The organism is Pseudomonas reidholzensis (genome assembly GCF_900536025.1).
Taxonomy (GTDB): Bacteria; Pseudomonadota; Gammaproteobacteria; order Pseudomonadales; family Pseudomonadaceae; genus Aquipseudomonas; species Aquipseudomonas reidholzensis.
In genome coordinates this window covers 26,662-41,627 of record NZ_UNOZ01000020.1, presented here as the reverse complement: position 1 = coordinate 41,627, position 14,966 = coordinate 26,662, and the positions used below count along the sequence as shown (strand labels likewise).

At 67.5% G+C, this 14,966-nt stretch carries 12 protein-coding genes and 1 pseudogene; 1 reads left to right on the top strand and 12 read right to left on the bottom strand.

Annotation, left to right across the window (positions count from 1 at the left end; all coding sequences use genetic code 11):
- Positions 1 to 22 precede the first annotated feature (22 nt).
- From CCOS865_RS14955 to CCOS865_RS14925, 7 genes are all read right to left on the bottom strand, one after another.
- Positions 23 to 1,039, bottom strand: a complete 1,017-nt coding sequence (locus tag CCOS865_RS14955) for an ABC transporter permease (protein WP_119142130.1) — start codon at positions 1,037 to 1,039, stop codon at positions 23 to 25.
- The gene (locus CCOS865_RS14950; protein WP_119142128.1) at positions 1,039 to 2,100 is read right to left on the bottom strand and encodes a microcin C ABC transporter permease YejB; all 1,062 of its coding nucleotides are present in this window, start codon (positions 2,098 to 2,100) and stop codon (positions 1,039 to 1,041) included. The genes CCOS865_RS14955 and CCOS865_RS14950 overlap by 1 nt, the downstream gene beginning before the upstream one ends.
- Positions 2,097 to 3,896, bottom strand: a complete 1,800-nt coding sequence (locus tag CCOS865_RS14945) for an extracellular solute-binding protein (protein WP_244216121.1) — start codon at positions 3,894 to 3,896, stop codon at positions 2,097 to 2,099. The genes CCOS865_RS14950 and CCOS865_RS14945 overlap by 4 nt, the downstream gene beginning before the upstream one ends.
- A 127-nt stretch (positions 3,897 to 4,023) precedes the next feature.
- A complete protein-coding gene (locus tag CCOS865_RS14940) occupies positions 4,024 to 4,305 on the bottom strand; it encodes a peptidylprolyl isomerase (protein WP_119142124.1) in 282 nt (93 codons plus the stop codon).
- A gap of 31 nt (positions 4,306 to 4,336) precedes the next feature.
- Entirely contained in the window at positions 4,337 to 5,437 is a 1,101-nt protein-coding gene (locus CCOS865_RS14935; protein ID WP_119142122.1) for a 3-deoxy-7-phosphoheptulonate synthase, read from the bottom strand.
- A gap of 533 nt (positions 5,438 to 5,970) precedes the next feature.
- Complete coding sequence (locus tag CCOS865_RS14930; RefSeq protein ID WP_119142120.1) at positions 5,971 to 7,122, bottom strand: acyl-CoA dehydrogenase family protein; 1,152 nt, start codon at positions 7,120 to 7,122, stop codon at positions 5,971 to 5,973.
- A gap of 16 nt (positions 7,123 to 7,138) precedes the next feature.
- Positions 7,139 to 8,209 carry an enoyl-CoA hydratase/isomerase family protein gene (locus tag CCOS865_RS14925; protein ID WP_119142118.1) on the bottom strand — a complete coding sequence of 357 codons (1,071 nt, stop codon included), beginning with the start codon at positions 8,207 to 8,209 and terminating at the stop codon, positions 7,139 to 7,141.
- Positions 8,210 to 8,526: 317 nt separating this feature from the next.
- Here CCOS865_RS14925 and CCOS865_RS14920 point away from each other — a divergent pair, with 317 nt between their 5' ends.
- Positions 8,527 to 9,063, top strand: a complete 537-nt coding sequence (locus CCOS865_RS14920; protein WP_119142297.1) for a sterol desaturase family protein — start codon at positions 8,527 to 8,529, stop codon at positions 9,061 to 9,063.
- Here the strand turns inward: CCOS865_RS14920 and CCOS865_RS14915 are convergent.
- From CCOS865_RS14915 to fni, 5 genes and pseudogenes are all read right to left on the bottom strand, one after another.
- A pseudogene (locus CCOS865_RS14915) lies at positions 9,005 to 9,940 on the bottom strand (phytoene/squalene synthase family protein); the annotation flags it as partial. The gene CCOS865_RS14920 and the pseudogene CCOS865_RS14915 overlap by 59 nt on opposite strands.
- A complete protein-coding gene (locus CCOS865_RS14910; RefSeq protein WP_119142116.1) occupies positions 9,937 to 11,427 on the bottom strand; it encodes a phytoene desaturase in 1,491 nt (496 codons plus the stop codon). The pseudogene CCOS865_RS14915 and the gene CCOS865_RS14910, both read right to left, overlap by 4 nt.
- The gene (gene crtY / locus CCOS865_RS14905; RefSeq protein WP_119142114.1) at positions 11,424 to 12,605 is read right to left on the bottom strand and encodes a lycopene beta-cyclase CrtY; all 1,182 of its coding nucleotides are present in this window, start codon (positions 12,603 to 12,605) and stop codon (positions 11,424 to 11,426) included. Before crtY ends, CCOS865_RS14910 begins: the two co-directional genes overlap by 4 nt.
- On the bottom strand, positions 12,595 to 13,875 hold the full coding sequence (locus tag CCOS865_RS14900; protein WP_119142112.1) for a glycosyltransferase: 1,281 nt from the start codon (positions 13,873 to 13,875) through the stop codon (positions 12,595 to 12,597). Before CCOS865_RS14900 ends, crtY begins: the two co-directional genes overlap by 11 nt.
- Positions 13,872 to 14,918 carry a type 2 isopentenyl-diphosphate Delta-isomerase gene (gene fni, locus CCOS865_RS14895; RefSeq protein WP_119142110.1) on the bottom strand — a complete coding sequence of 349 codons (1,047 nt, stop codon included), beginning with the start codon at positions 14,916 to 14,918 and terminating at the stop codon, positions 13,872 to 13,874. The genes CCOS865_RS14900 and fni overlap by 4 nt, the downstream gene beginning before the upstream one ends.
- Between the last annotated feature and the right edge of the window lie 48 nt (positions 14,919 to 14,966).

Here is a 14,966-nt window from a genome sequence, read left to right as displayed (position 1 = left end):
CCTCTTGTTGGGTGTGAACGATTCAACGCCGTGGATCGAATGCCTCACGCAGGGCATCGCCGATGAACACCAGCAGCGAGAGGATCACGGCCAAGGCGAAAAACGCCGTGAAGCCCAGCCAGGGCGCTTCCAGGTGTTGCTTGCCCTGGGTCACCAGCTCGCCCAGCGAGGCGCTGCCGGCCGGCATGCCAAAACCGAGAAAATCCAGGGCGGTGAGGGTGGTGATCGCCCCCGTGAGCATGAACGGGATGTACGTCAGCGTGGCGTTCATGGCGTTGGGCAGGATATGCCGGAGCATCACCTGGGTGTCCGGCAAGCCCAGCGCGCGCGCCGCCTTGACGTATTCCAGGTTGCGCCCACGGAGAAACTCGGCGCGCACCACGTCCACCAGCGTCAGCCATGAGAACAGCGCCATGATCCCCAGCAGCCACCAGAAGTCCGGCTCGACGAAGCCGCTGAGAATGATCAGCAGGTACAGCACCGGCAGCCCCGACCAGACCTCCAGCAGGCGCTGGCCGAGCAGGTCGACCCAGCCGCCGTGGTAGCCCTGCAGGGCCCCGGCGACCACGCCGATGAACACGCTGACCACGGTCAGGGCAAAGGCAAACAGCAGCGATACCCGGGTGCCGTACAGCACCCGCGCGAGCACGTCGCGGCCCTGGTCATCGGTACCCAGCCAGTTGCTCGCCGAGGGTGGGCTGGGGGTCGGCACCTGCAGGTCGTAGTTGGGCGTGTCGGCGCTGAACGGGATCGGCGCGAAGAGCATCCAGCCGCCCTGGTCGGCGATCAGCTGACGCACGTACTGGCTGCGGTAGTCCGGTTGAAACGGCAGCTCGCCGCCAAACTGCTGCTCGCTGTAGCGCTTGAGCGCTGGCACATACCAATCGCCCTTGTACGACAGCAGCAGCGGCTTGTCGTTGGCCACCAGCTCGGCGCCCAGCGTCAGCACTAACAGGCCGGTGAACAGCCACAGCGAAATCCAGCCGCGACGGTTGCCGCGAAAGCGTTGCAGGCGACGACGCGAGACCGGCGAGAGCATCAGTGGGCCCTCGTGTCGAAGTCGATGCGCGGGTCGAGCGCGGTGTAGCAGAGGTCACCGATCAGGCGGATCAGCAGCCCGGCGAGGGTAAAGATGAACAGGGTGCCGAACACCACCGGGTAGTCCCGCGACACCGCCGCCTCGTAGCTCATGCGCCCCAGGCCATCCAGCGAGAAGATCACCTCGATCAGCAGCGACCCTGCGAAAAACACCGTGATCAGCGCCTGCGGGATGCCCGCCACGACCAGCAGCATGGCGTTGCGCAGCACATGCCCGTACAGCACCCGGCGCTCGCTCAGGCCCTTGGCCCGGGCGGTGACCACGTACTGGCGGGAGATTTCTTCGAGAAAGGCGTTCTTGGTCAGCAGGGTCAACGTGGCGAAGCCGCCGATCACCAGGGCGCCGACCGGCAGCACCAGGTGCCAGAAATAGTCGGCGACCTTGCCCAGCAGGCTGAGCTGGTCGAAGTTCTCCGAAATCAGCCCGCGCACCGGGAACCAGTTCAGCGACGTGCCGCCGGCGAACAGCACGATCAGCAGCAGCGCGAACAGGAACGAGGGCAGGGCATAGCCGATCACGATCAGTGCGCTGCTCCAGGCATCAAAGCGGCTGCCGTGGCGCACCGCCTTGCGGATGCCCAGCGGGATCGACACCAGGTAGGTGATCAGCGTGGCCCAGAAGCCCAGCGACAAGGTCACCGGGAGTTTCTCGAGGATCAGGTCGGTGACCTTCGCGCCGCGGAAAAAACTGCTGCCGAAGTCGAAGCGGGCGTATTGCCCGAGCATCAGCCACAGGCGCTCCGGCGCGGTCTTGTCGAAGCCGTACTGGCGTTTGATTTCTTCGATCAGCTTGGGGTCCAGGCCGCGCGTCGCCCGCGATTCGGCATGCACCGTTTCTGTCTTGGCGCCGGGTGCGCCGCCACCGCCGATGCCCTGTAAGCGCGCCACCGCCTGTTCCACCGGGCCACCCGGCGCGGCCTGGACGATGGCGAAGTTGACCAGCAGGATCGCCAGCAGGGTCGGGATGATCAGCAACAGGCGGCGCAGGATATAGGCGGTCATGGCGCGGTCTTCCGGCGTTCGGCCATCTGTTCGTTGGTCAGCGCAGTGGGGCTGAGCTCCCACCAGGTGTCCAGGCCCTCGTCATAGGCCGCCGGCACCTCTGGCAGGCCGAAGCGGTTCCACCACAGGGTCGAGCTGCCAGGCGGATAGTAGTTGGGGATCCAGTAGTAGTTCCATTGCAGCACTCGGTCCAGGGCGTGCGCATGGCGGAGCATGTCGGCCTGGCTGTCGGCCCGCACCAGGCCGTCGAGCAGGCGGTCGACGGCCGGGTCCTTGAGCACCATGAGGTTGTTCGAGCCGGGGTCGTTGGCGGCGGCCGAGCCAAAGTAGTTGTACTGCTCGGCGCCGGGCGACAGGGTCACCGGGTAGCCGGTGACGATCATGTCGTAGTCACGCGCCATCAAGCGGTTGACGTACTGCGCCGAGTCGACGTTGCGGATATTCAGGGTGATGCCGATCTGCGCGAGGTTGCGTTTCCACGGCAGCAGCAGGCGCTCCAGGCCCGCTTGGCCATTGAGGAAGGTGAACTCGAGCGGCTCGCCCTGGCGGTTGACCAGGCGATCGCCGTCAGGCCGCCAACCGGCCGCTTTCAGGAGCTCCAGGGCCTTCAGTTGTTGCGGCCGAATGATCCCCGTGGCGTCGGTGACGGGGGCCGTGAAGACCTGGCTGAACACTTCGTCCGGCACTTGCCCGCGTAGCGGCTCGAGCAGCTTGAGCTCTTCGGCATCGGGCAATTCGCGCGCGGCCAGTGGCGTGTTGGAGAACACGCTCTGCTGGCGGATGTACATACCGCGCATCATCTGCCGGTTGCTCCACTCGAAGTCCCAGAGCATGGCCAGCGCCTGGCGCGTGCGGCGTTCGGCGAACATCGGCCTGTCCAGATTGAACACGAAGCCTTGTGCTGTCTGCGGTTTGGCCGGGCCGAGGTGGGCGCGTTGCAGGCGGCCGTCATCCAGTGGCTCGCCGCTGTAGCCAATGGTGTAGGCGGTGGCGGAGAACTCACGGTTGTAGTCGTAGCCGCCGCCACGCAGCACCTGGCGCGCCACCTCGGTATCGCCGAAGAATTCGATGCGCAGCCGTTCGAAGTTGTAGCGGCCACGGCTGACCGGCAGGTCCCTGGCCCACCAGTTGGGGTCGCGTTCGAAGGTGATGCTGCGGCCATTGTCGATCCGGCCGATACGGTACGGGCCGCTGCCGACCGGCTTGCTGAAGCCGGCGCCGTTGGCGAAGTCGCGTGTCTGCCAGTCATGTTCGGGCAGCACCGGCAGGCTGGCCAGGTCCAGCGGCAGGGTACGGCCGTGGTCTGGCTTGAAGTCGAAGCGCACCCGCTGCGGGCCCTCCACCGTGACCTTGAGCACGTCGGCGAACTGCGTGCGAAACTTCAGGCTGCCCTTGCTCATCAGCAGCTCGAAGGTAAAGCGCACGTCCTCGGCACGCACCGGCGCGCCATCGGCGAAGGTCGCCCGCGGGTCGATCTCGAAGCGCAGCCAGGCATCGTCAGGCCCGCGCTCCATGCGCTGGGCGATCAGGCCATAGACCGTGTAGGGCTCATCGAATGAACGTACCGCCAGGGGCGCGTACAGCCAACCGTCGACTTCGGACACGCCGATGCCTTTGTCGATGTACGGCAGGATATGGTCGAACTGGCCGATTTCGAGCGCCGAACGGCGCAGGCTGCCGCCCTTGGGGGCATCCGGGTTGACGTAGTCGAAATGGCGGAAGGATTCAGCGTAGCGGGGTGCTTCGCCGTAGACGGTCAGGGCGTGGCTAGAGGCTGCCTGCACGCCGAAGCTCATGCATAACAGCAGCAACCCCTGTAGGAGCGGGCTTGCCCGCGATGGCGTCCGGTCTGGCAACGGGGTTACCGACCTTGGCTCGTTCGCGGGCACGTTCGCCCCTACAAGGGAGACGCGCAAGGACTGATCAGTCCTGGCGGCTGGTCACTTCGAGCAGGTGATAGCCGAACTGAGTCTTGACCGGGCCTTGCACGACGTTGATCGGCGCGCTGAAGACCACGGTGTCGAACTCCTTGACCATCTGGCCTGGGCCGAACGAGCCCAGGTCACCGCCTTGGCGGCTGGATGGGCAGGTCGAATTGGCCTTGGCGACGTCGGCGAAGTCAGCACCAGCTTCGATCTGCGACTTGAGTTCGTTGCACTTGTCTTCGCTGCTGACCAGGATGTGGCGGGCGGTGGCACGGGCCATGAAAACTACTCCTTGAGTGAAAAATGCAAGCCTAGCGCACTTGGCGCTGGGTTGTCTCGCCCGGCGCTTGCGCCAGCCGCGCTGCGGCCTGGCGCAGCATCGCCTCGGTCGCGCTCCAGCCCAGGCAACCGTCGGTGATCGACACGCCGTACTTCAAGGCACCCTTGCCCAGTGCCTGACTGCCGTCGAACAGGTGCCCCTCGAGCATCACCCCGACCAGCGAGCTGTCGCCTGCCAGGCGCTGCTCGAGCACGTCCTCGAACACCGCCGGTTGCCGGGCCGGGTCCTTGCCGCTGTTGGCATGGCTGCAGTCGACCATGATCCGCGGCGCCAGGCCGACCTTGGCCAGGCCCATGCGCGCCTGGGCAACGCTGTCGGCATCGTAGTTCGGGCCCTTGTGGCCACCACGCAGCACCAGGTGGGTGTCCGGGTTGCCCAGGGTCTCGATGATCGCCGGGTAGCCCTGGGCGTCCATGCCGAAGTGGCGGTGGGCATGGGCAGCGCTGCGCATGGCGTCGCAGGCAATGCCGATACCGCCGTCGGTGCCGTTCTTGAAGCCCACCGGCAGCTCGAGGCCGCTGACCATCTCGCGGTGGATCTGCGACTCGGTGGTACGCGCGCCAATCGCCGCCCAGCCCAGCAGGTCGTCGAAGTAGCCCGCGACCATCGGCTGCAGCAGCTCGGTGGAGATCGGCAGGCCGCGCTCGAGCATGCTCAGCATCAAGCCCCGGGACAGGGCGATACCGGCATGCATGTCGTCGCTGCCGTCGAGGTGCGGGTCGTAGGCCAGGCCTTTCCAGCCGACCGTGGTGCGCGGTTTTTCCACGTAGGCGCGCATCACCAGCAGCAGTTGCCCGTCGACCTCACGGCTGAGTGCCGCCAGGCGGTCGGCGTATTCCAGGGCGGAGCGCGGGTCATGGATCGAGCACGGGCCGACGACGACCAGCAGGCGTGGGTCGCGGCCTTCGAGAATAGTGCGGATGGCTTGGCGGTGTTGCTGGACGTGCTGGGCGAGCTCGCTGCTCAGTGGCATCTGCTGCTTGAGCAGGTGCGGGCTGGGCAGGCGCTGGCTGACGGCACTGTTGGCGGCGAGCGGTTGGGTCAGGGGCAGGGCGAGGTTGGAGGCGTGCATGGCGTTTTTTCCCTGGGCGGACAGCGGGTTCAGGCCCGCGTGGTCGGCCCTATCGAGGTGTTCGACAGATCGTCAAATTGGGTTCTTTTGCGGCATCGCCACCGGAAATCGACCGAACGGAGGCGGCAGGCTGGCCCGAACGGGATTGGCTAAATCGCCAGGTATAGGTGTCTGCGTAGTAATAGGTGGCGTAGTTCATGGATCTGTCCTCAAAAGCTGAATCGGTGTGTTTATGAAGGCCTGGAAAAGCAAAACCCCCGGTCGGGGAGCCGACCGGGGGTTGAGTATTCTCGTATTCGGCGGCCCCTCGAAGAGTGGGCGCCGTTGGGGTATCAGCGGCGCCTAGTGGCTAAACCAATACCCAAAATAAAAGCCTGGAGCGGGTGCGCAGTCGACAACGGCCAGCACAGGGCGCGCGGTGCGACCGGTGTGATTGGCGATGTTGTGGATGCGTTGAGTCATGTTGCTCTCCAGTGAATGAGCCCGAGCTTACTGCACCTGTAACACGTTGTTCAATGGGTAAATGCAGCCATTTACAACGAATAGTGCTTGAGCTCCCGGGCGATCAGCATGCGCTGGATCTCGCTCGAGCCTTCGTAGATCTGGGTGATCCGCGCATCGCGGTAATACCGCTCCACCGGGTAGTCCTCCAGGTAGCCATAGCCGCCGTGCACCTGAATCGCCATCGAGCACACCCGTTCGGCCATTTCCGAGGCGAACAGCTTGGCCTGCGACGCCTCCGACAGGCACGGCTTGCCGGCACTGCGCAACCGCGCGGCATGCAGGATCAGCAAGCGCGTGGCGTTGACCTGGACCTGCATGTCGGCCAGCAGGTTGGCGATGCTCTGGTGCTCGTTGATCGGTTTGCCAAACTGGATGCGCTCGCGCGAGTACAGCAGCGCCGCCTCGAACGCGGCGCGGGCGATACCCAGTGCCTGGGCGGCGATGCCGATGCGCCCGCCTTCGAGGTTGGACAGCGCGATCGCCAGGCCCTTGCCGCGCTCGCCGAGGATATTCGCCGCCGGGATGCGGCAGTTGTCCAGGCTCACCGCGCAGGTGTCGGAGGCGCGGATGCCCATCTTGTGCTCGCTGCGATCGACCTTGAAGCCCGGGTTGTCGGTTGGCACCAGAAACGCCGAGAGGCCTTTCTTGCCGAGCTCCGGGTCGGTCACCGCAAAGACGATCGCCAGGCCGGCGCGGCGGGCGTTGCTGACGAACTGCTTGGCGCCGTTGAGCACCCACTCGCCGTCCACCCGCTCGGCGCGGGTGCGCAAGTTATGCGCCTCGGAGCCGGCTTGCGGCTCGGTCAGGCAGAAGCAGCCAATCACCTCGCCGCTGGCCAGGCGCGGCAGCCAGGCCTGCTGTTGCTCGGGCGTGCCATAGGCCAGCAGCGGGCCGCAGCCGACGGAGTTGTGGATGCTCATCAAGGCACCGGTGGCGCCGTCGCCGGCAGCGATCTCCTCAACCGCCAGGGCATAGGCGACGTAGTCGGTGTAGCTGCCGCCAAAGGCCTCCGGCACGACCATGCCGAGCAGCCCCAGCTCGCCCATCTTGCGCACCACGCCGTCGTCGATCCAGGCGGCCTTTTCCCAGGCTTGGGCATGCGGCGCGATCTCGCCGCGGGCAAAGTCCCGGGCCATGTCGCGGATCATGATCTGTTCTTCGCTCAGTTCCAGGTCTTGCATCGGTGTACTCCCAGGCTCACAGCCCTTCGAAGAATTGCTCGACCCGTGCCTGCTGCAGCGCAGCGAGGCTCGGCGGGTTCCAGCGGGGCTGCTTGTCCTTGTCGATGATCAGCGCGCGCACGCCCTCGATGATGTCGCCATGGGCGAACCACTGGCGGTCCAGGTGCAACTCCATGGCAAAGCAGTCTTCCAGGCTCAGGTGGCGGCCGCGGCGCAGCATCTCCAGGGTAACCGCCATGGCCAGCGGCGAGCGGCTTTCCAGCTGGTCGGCGGTGGCCAGCGCCCAGGCGTGGCTGTCGCCGATGGTCACCGCGCGCAGTTGCTCGATGATGCTCGGCAGGTCGGGCAGGGCGAAGAAGTGATCGATCACAGGGCGCAGTCGGGCCAGCGGCGCGTCGTCGAGCACCTGGGTACCCAGCGTGGCCAGCAGGCCCTGCAGGTCCTTCAGTGGATGCTCGCCAAAGCGCAGCTGCGCCAGGCCGCTGTCCAGCGCGGCCAGCTGGTCACTGGCCAGGTACCAGTCGGCCAGCCCGCAGTACAGCGCATCGGCGGCCTGGATCTGGCTGCCGCTGACGCCCAGGTAGGTCCCCAGCTCGCCGGGGATGCGCGACAGGAAGTAGCTGCCGCCCACGTCGGGGAAGTAGCCGATCGCCGTCTCGGGCATGCCCAGCCGACTGCGCTCGGTGACGATGCGCAGGTCGGCGCCTTGCGCCAGGCCCATGCCGCCGCCGAGGGTGAAACCGTCCATCAGCACCAGCACCGGCTTGCGGTAGTGGTGGATGCACTGGTCGAGGGCGTATTCCTCGACGAAGAAGTCTTCATGCAGCGTGCTGCCGGCCGTGTAGCTGTCGTACAGCGAGCGGATATCACCACCGGCGCAGAAGCCCTTGGGGCCTTCGCCGCGCAGCACCACCGCCTGCACCTGCGGGTCATCGGCCCAGGCATCGAGGTGGCGTTGCAGGCTGCGGACCATGTCCAGGGTCAGTGCATTGAGCCCGGCGGGGCGGTTGAGGGTGAGGTGGCCGATCTGGTTGCGGACGTCGCCCAGGACATGGTCCGTGGCCGAGGTATGAGCATGCGCGGTCATTCGCGTTCTCCCTGCTTTGTTATTGATTTTCCAAGTGAAGTCTGGAGGGCGCTGAGGGCTCAGGCGATCCTGTCATGCGAATATGCCGTGCACAATCGGTAATTCTGCACGGCTTGGCTGCATTTTTGCCATAGCCATAAGGGCGCGCGCGGTCCGGACGGTGTATGCCGCATTAGCCGTGTGACCTGCCGCAGCGGGGGTTTAGTTCCCGGGCTAACCAGGCGCATGAGTTTCATCAACGGAACATGTCGTCGCCAATGCACTCCACTGCTGGCAACTGCGGTATCTTCGACCTGACCCGCTTCGGAAGCCCTACCATGCTCACCAGCTTGCTGATCTTCCTGCTCACCCTCGCCGCCATGGAGGGGGTGGCCTACCTCGCCCACAAGTACATCATGCATGGCTTCGGCTGGGCCTGGCATCGCTCGCACCATGAGCCGCGCCCGGGCTGGTTCGAGAAGAACGACCTGTACGCGGTGGTGTTCGCCGGGCTGGCCATCGTGCTGATCGCCCTGGGCACCGCGGGCTGGTACCCGCTGCAATGGATCGGTGCCGGCATGACCGCCTACGGCGCGCTGTACTTCATTGCCCACGACGGCCTGGTGCACCACCGCTGGCCGCTGCGGGTGGTGCCGCGGCGCGGTTACCTCAAGCGTCTGTACCAGGCCCACCTGATGCACCATGCGGTGCAGGGTCGGCAGGGCTGTGTGTCGTTCGGCTTTCTCTATGCGCCGACGGTGGAGCGCCTGCGCGCTCAGTTGCGGGCGCGCCATGGTGGGCCGCTGCGCCCGCCGAGCGCGGACGCTGCCACAACCGAGGGTCGCGTGGTGGATAGCGATGCAACCGGCGGGTGAGGGCGCGCCATAGCCCACCCGCCAGCGCGACGAGTTTTTCTGCCTTGGAGGTCGACAGGCGTCCATCCCATGCCTGCCCGCCGGCCTTGCGCACCTTGAGGCCAATCTGCCGATACACCAGCCCCGCGGTTGCCACCGCCCAGGCCGAGCGCCAGGGCAGTGCGCCCAGGCCTGCCTGAGCACTGGCGTAATACGGTTCGGCATGCTCGACCAGGCGCCGCGCCAGGTGCGCCAGGGCGGGGCGATGTTCGGCGGCGGTCAGGGCGTCGCCCGGGATGTGCAGCTCCGCCAGCCAGGTCTCTGGCAGGTAGCAGCGGCCAACCTTGGCGTCGTCGACGATGTCGCGGGCGATGTTGGTCAGTTGCATCGCCAGCCCCAGGTCGCAGGCACGGTCCAGCACGGCGGCGTCGCGCACGCCCATGATCCGCGCCATCATCAAACCCACCACGCCGGCCACCGGGTAGCAGTAGCCCAAGGTGTCCTCCAGCGTGTGGTAACGCTGGCCGGAGACGTCCTGGGCAAAGCCTTCGAGCAGGTCGAACGCCTCCTGGCGCGGGATGGCGTGCTGGCGGGCGACCTCGCGCAAGGCGGCGAAGACCGGCTCGCTGACCTCGGCGCCCCGGCAGGCAGCGTCGGTCTGCGCCTGCAGCTCGAGCAGGCGTTGCCGGGCCTGGTGCGGCGCGAGGGCGACGGCGGCGTGGCCGGCCTGCTGGCCGTCGATCACGTCGTCGCAATGCCGGCACCAGGCATACAGCAGCATCGCGCTGCGCCGGGTCGACGGCGCGAACAGCCGCGCGGCGGCGGCGAAACTCTTCGAACCCACGGCAATGCTGCGTTCAGCGTGGGCCAGTAGCGGATCGGGCGCGGTGTCGGTCATGGCTGCAGGTCCTCGAGCATCAGCTTCGCGGTGGCCTTGGCCGAGGCGATCACCCCCGGTACGCCGGCGCCGGGATGGGTGCCGGCGCCGACCAGGTACAGGTTGGCCAGCTGGGCGTCGCGGTTGTGCGGGCGGAACCAGGCACTCTGGGTGAGGGTCGGCTCCAGCGAAAACGCCGAGCCGAGGTGGGCATTGAGCTGCTCGCGAAAATCCAGTGGGCTGAAGGTGCGGCAGGTCACCAGGTCCTCGCGCAGGCCAGGGATGTAATGACGCTCCAGGTAATCGAGGATGCGGTCGCGGTAGAGCGGTGCCTGCACGGTCCAGTCGACCGACGCATTGCCCAGGTGCGGCACCGGCGCCAGGACGTAGTGGCTCGAGCAGCCCGGCGGGGCGAGACTGGGGTCGGTGGCGCAGGGCGCGTGCAGGTACAGCGAGAAGTCCTCGGGCAGCGTCGGCCCCTTGAAGATCTCGTCGATCAACGCCCGGTAGCGCGGCCCGAAGCATACCGTATGGTGACGCAGCTGAGGTTGCGGCCGGCTCAGGCCGAAGTGCACGACGAACAGCGAGTTGCTGAAGCGCTTGCCCTTGAGCCGCTGGCCCTCTTGCTGCCCGCGCGGGTGCTGGCCGAGCAGCGTGGCGTAGGTGTGCACCACGTCGGCGTTGGACGCCACGGCATCCGCCTGCCAGTGCCTGCCGTCATGGCTGCGGGCACCCGTCAGACGCCCGGCCTGGGTGTCGAAGGTGGCCACTTCGGCGTTCAGCTCCAAGGTCCCGCCGAGGTCCACAAACAACTTGGCCAGGCCCTGCACCAGTGCGCCGGTGCCACCGCGCGCAAACCATACGCCCCACTCGCGCTCCAGGGCATGGATCAGGCTGTAGATCGAGGAGGTGGCGAACGGGTTGCCGCCGACCAGCAAGGCATGAAACGAGAACACCTGACGCAGCCGTGGATGACGGATAAACCGCGACACCATGCTGTAGACGCTGCGCCAGGCCTGCAGCCGGGCCAGTTGCGGGCCGGCCTGGAGCATGTCGCGAAACGACAGGAAGGGCACCGCGCCGAGCTTGACGTAGCCCTCGTCGAGCACCGCCCGCGAGTAGGCCAGAAAGCGCCGGTAGCCGTCCACGTCGGCAGGCTCCAGGGCGTGAATCTGCCGCTCCAGGTGCGCCTGGTCGTTGCCGTACTCGAAGTAGCTGCCGTCTTCCCAGCACAGCCGGTAGAACGGTTTGACCGGCAGCAGCTCGAGGTAGTCCGCCATCGGTTTGCCGGCCAGGGTGAACAGCGCCTCGATCGCGGTCGGGTCGGTGATCACCGTGGGGCCGGCATCGAAGGTAAAGCCCTGGTCGCGATAGACGTAGGCGCGCCCGCCTGCCTGGTCGCGTTTTTCCAGCAGGGTGGTGCGCACGCCGCCCGCTTGCAGGCGGATGGCCAGGGCCAGGCCACCGAGCCCGGCGCCGACCACCAGCGCAGATTTGCCTTGAGTCATGAAAGGTCCTCGTCGGGCCTGATCGAAAAATGTCGGGGTGAATGCCGTAATGCGGCGCGCAGGGCTTGGTCGATGGGCACTGGCGGTTTGCCGCTGAGGATCCGCAGGCGATCCAGGCCGGTGCTTTGCCCGGCATAAAACCGCGCGATCAGCGCCTCTGGCAGCCGATAGAAACGCTGCATGACCTGCCAGCGCTGGTCCGGTCGGCCGGCCAGGAACAACATGCGGTTGAGCAGGCGATAGAAGCCTTGTTGCTGCCAGCGTTGCTCCAGGTAACGCTGCAAATCGTCAGAAAACTGCGCCGCGTCGTCCAGCGGTTGCCCGGCCAGCCAGTCGGCCAGGCGCACGGCTTCGGGTAACGAATAGCCGGTGGTGCAATGGAACAGCCCCGCACGCAAGCCAGACAGTGGCTGCCCGGCCTGGTCCGCCGACCAGGCCGGGAAGTCGCCTGCCAGGGTGATCGGCAGCACGCCCTGTTCTTCACGCAGCAGCTGCGCCACGTGCCAGCCCCGCGCCGCCAGGTACGCGTCGAGGTTGGCGCGCAGCGCCTCGGCGGTGGGTGCGTCGCGCTCGACGTAGTGCGTGTCTTCGACCAGCAGGGTGTCGTCGCTGAACGGCAACAGGTAGACGAACCGGTAGCCGTCGCCCTGCGGCACGCGCGCATCCATCAGGATCGGCGCCGCCAGGCCGTGCGGCTCACGCAGGCGCAGCAGCTGGCCGAGAAATGCCTGCTGGCCGAGCACGCGGTGCGGGCTCGCCTGTGCACCACGGCCATCGATCACCAGGCGCGCCTGCAACTGCTCACCGCTGTCCAGGCTGACCTGGCCCGGCCCGAGGGACTGCACATTGCAGCCGGTGCGCAGGGCTGCGCCCAACGCTGGCGTGATGACCTCGGCGAAGCGCTCGCTGGTAATACTCGCGTAGCCGCTGTCGAGCCGCCGCGACAGCTGCGGAAAGTGCACGTGATAGGCCGGCCAGCGCTTGACCACCAGCGGCGCCAGCCATTGCTGCTGGTGGTGGTCGAGATCCTGCTCATGGAACGACCAGGTATGGTTGCCGCCCAGGGTGGCGTCGCGCTCCAGGCACAGCACCTCCAGCTCGGGCCGCAACTGGCGCAAGCGCCAGGCGATCAGGCCGTTGGCCAGGCCGCCACCGGCGAGGATCAGGTCATGCGCCATGGTGACCCTCCGTCAGCACGGGCTGCCCGCTACGCAGCGCTTGCTCGATGATATCGGCGGCCTTGCTCACGCCACCCGCGTGGGCCAGCTCGGCCTGCAGCGGGCCCAGCCCCGGCATTGGCTCGGCGAGCAGGCGCGCCAACGCCTGGGCGATTGCGGCCACCCCGGCGCGGCGCGACAGGGCCAGGCCAAGCCGGTGATAGACCACCCGGGCGGCCACGCCGGGCTGGTCGAAGGCGATCGGCATGACCAGCAGCGGGGTTGCCGCGGCGACCGCGTCCAGCACGGTGTTCAGCCCGCCATGGCTGATCACCACGTCGGCGCGGCGTACCGCCCAGTGCTGCGGGGCAAAGTCGGTGACGACCGTCGCGCCCAGTTGCAGCAGGCGCGCCTGTTGATGGGCAGCGAGGCCGCCACAGTGGGCCAGGAGCAATTGCACGTCGAGCAGCCGGCAGGCCTGGGCGATCCGCGCGAACAGGCCGAAGCGGTGCCCCTGCAAGGTCCCCAGGGTGGCGAACACCAACGGTTTGTGTACATCGAACAGCCAGGCGCCATCGGCGTGCAGTCGGGCACCGCGCAACGGGCCGACGGCATGGAAATGCGCAGGCAGCGCCTGGCGGGGGAAGTCGAAGCCAGGCACGGTCTGGCTGATCTGCGCCAGCGGCGACAGGCAGTCGTGCAGGCCGGTGCGCGGCGGCAGGCGCAGGTGCGTAGCGGCGCGTTGCAGGACCTCGGCCAGCGGCGCCATCAGCCAGTCATGCACCTGGCAACTGCCGCGGTAGAGCTTCAGGTTGCGCGCGTCGTTGCCGAACGCGAAGGGCGTCACGGGCAGCGGCACGCCGTCTTCGCGATTGACCGGCAAGGCACAGGCGATCGACACCAGGGGCAGTTCGAGGGCCTCGGCCGCCAGCGCGCCGGCGGGCTCCATCTGGTCAGCCAGCACGGCATCGACACGCAGCTCGGCCAGCGCCGCGGGCAACTGCGCTGCGAGCATGGCGCTGGTCTCGGCCAACTGGCGAATCAGCCGGCGTAGGCGCCAGGGCCCTGCCGGGTGGGCGGCGAGGCGCAGCGCCTGATCGAGGCTGCCCGGCGGATGACTGTCGAGGCCCAGCGGCTGAAAACCGATGCGCGGGTCGTCGAGCCAGCGCTGGCCGTCGCTCTGCTGCAGGAAGGTCACCTGGTGGCCGCGATCCAGCAGCGTGGCGGCGACTGCCTGCAGGGCCTGGACGTGACTGGGGTAGGGCGGGGCGACCACCGCAAAGTGGCTCATGCCGGGTCCAGTCGATTGCCCAGCAGGCGCGCACGGCGCAGCTCGGCCAGATTGCGTGAACCGGTGCAGAAACAGACGATGCGCAGCTGACGCAGGACGATCTCGAAGTGTTCCAGCACCGCCTCGGTAGACTCGGTGGCCGCCTGCAGCACCCCGGCGGCCTGGCCGACCAGGTCGGCGCCGAGGCGGATGGCCTTGGCCGCGTCGATGCCGTCGGCAATCCCTCCCGAGGCAATCAACGGCAGGTTCGGCAGCGCCCGGCGCAGGGCCAGCAGGCACTGTGCGGTGGGGATGCCCCAGTCGGCGAAGGCCATGGCGACCTTGTGGTCGACGTCGCTGCGGGCGCGCTGCGCCTCCACCGCCGCCCAGCTGGTCCCGCCGGCCCCGGCCACGTCAATCATGCGCACGCCGGCCTCGACCAGGCGGCGGGCCACCGTGGGCGAAATGCCGGCCCCGACCTCCTTGATGATCACCGGTACCGGCAGTGCCGCGCAGAGCGCGGCGATCCGCTCCAGCACCCCGCGCCAGTCGCGGTCGCCCTCCGGCTGCACGGCCTCCTGCAACGGGTTGAGGTGGATGATCAAGGCGTTGGCCTGCAGGCTGTCGACCGCGCGGCGGGCCAGGTCCAGGCCATCGGCCTCGCGCAACTGGGCGGCGCCAAGGTTGGCCAGCAACGGAATATCGGGCGCCAGGCGCCGCAGTTCCCCGGTCAGCCCCTGATCGTTGCCGGTGCGCAGGCTGACCCGCTGCGAGCCCACGCCCATGGCAATGCTCAGCGCCTGGGCGGCTTCGGCCAGGTGGTGGTTAATGCGGCTGGCGCGCTCGGCGCCGCCGGTCATCGAGCTGATCAGCAACGGCGCGCGCAGGCCGATGCCCAGCAGCGAAGCGCTCAGGTCGATCTGCTCCAGCGCCAGCTCGGGCAAGGCGCAGTGCTCGAAGCGGATCTGCGACCAGCCCGGGTCTTGTCGCTGCAACGCCTCGGCGGGGGCCAGGACGATGTCCAGGTGATCGTCCTTGCGTTGACTCAGGAAGCTTTTCTTCATGCCGGCTCCAGTGCCAGGGAATCATCGAAGGGCAAGCGGGGTCATTCC

Coding starts and splice junctions, on each gene's coding strand:
- CCOS865_RS14935 (WP_119142122.1), bottom strand. CDS start 5,437: ATGCACGCCTCCAACCTCGCCCTGCCCCTGACCCAACCGCTCGCCGCC.
- CCOS865_RS14930 (WP_119142120.1), bottom strand. CDS start 7,122: ATGCAAGACCTGGAACTGAGCGAAGAACAGATCATGATCCGCGACATG.
- CCOS865_RS14955 (WP_119142130.1), bottom strand. CDS start 1,039: ATGCTCTCGCCGGTCTCGCGTCGTCGCCTGCAACGCTTTCGCGGCAAC.
- crtY (WP_119142114.1), bottom strand. CDS start 12,605: ATGGCGCATGACCTGATCCTCGCCGGTGGCGGCCTGGCCAACGGCCTG.
- CCOS865_RS14925 (WP_119142118.1), bottom strand. CDS start 8,209: ATGACCGCGCATGCTCATACCTCGGCCACGGACCATGTCCTGGGCGAC.
- CCOS865_RS14910 (WP_119142116.1), bottom strand. CDS start 11,427: ATGACTCAAGGCAAATCTGCGCTGGTGGTCGGCGCCGGGCTCGGTGGC.
- CCOS865_RS14950 (WP_119142128.1), bottom strand. CDS start 2,100: ATGACCGCCTATATCCTGCGCCGCCTGTTGCTGATCATCCCGACCCTG.
- fni (WP_119142110.1), bottom strand. CDS start 14,918: ATGAAGAAAAGCTTCCTGAGTCAACGCAAGGACGATCACCTGGACATC.
- CCOS865_RS14900 (WP_119142112.1), bottom strand. CDS start 13,875: ATGAGCCACTTTGCGGTGGTCGCCCCGCCCTACCCCAGTCACGTCCAG.
- CCOS865_RS14940 (WP_119142124.1), bottom strand. CDS start 4,305: ATGGCCCGTGCCACCGCCCGCCACATCCTGGTCAGCAGCGAAGACAAG.
- CCOS865_RS14920 (WP_119142297.1), top strand. CDS start 8,527: ATGCTCACCAGCTTGCTGATCTTCCTGCTCACCCTCGCCGCCATGGAG.
- CCOS865_RS14945 (WP_244216121.1), bottom strand. CDS start 3,896: ATGAGCTTCGGCGTGCAGGCAGCCTCTAGCCACGCCCTGACCGTCTAC.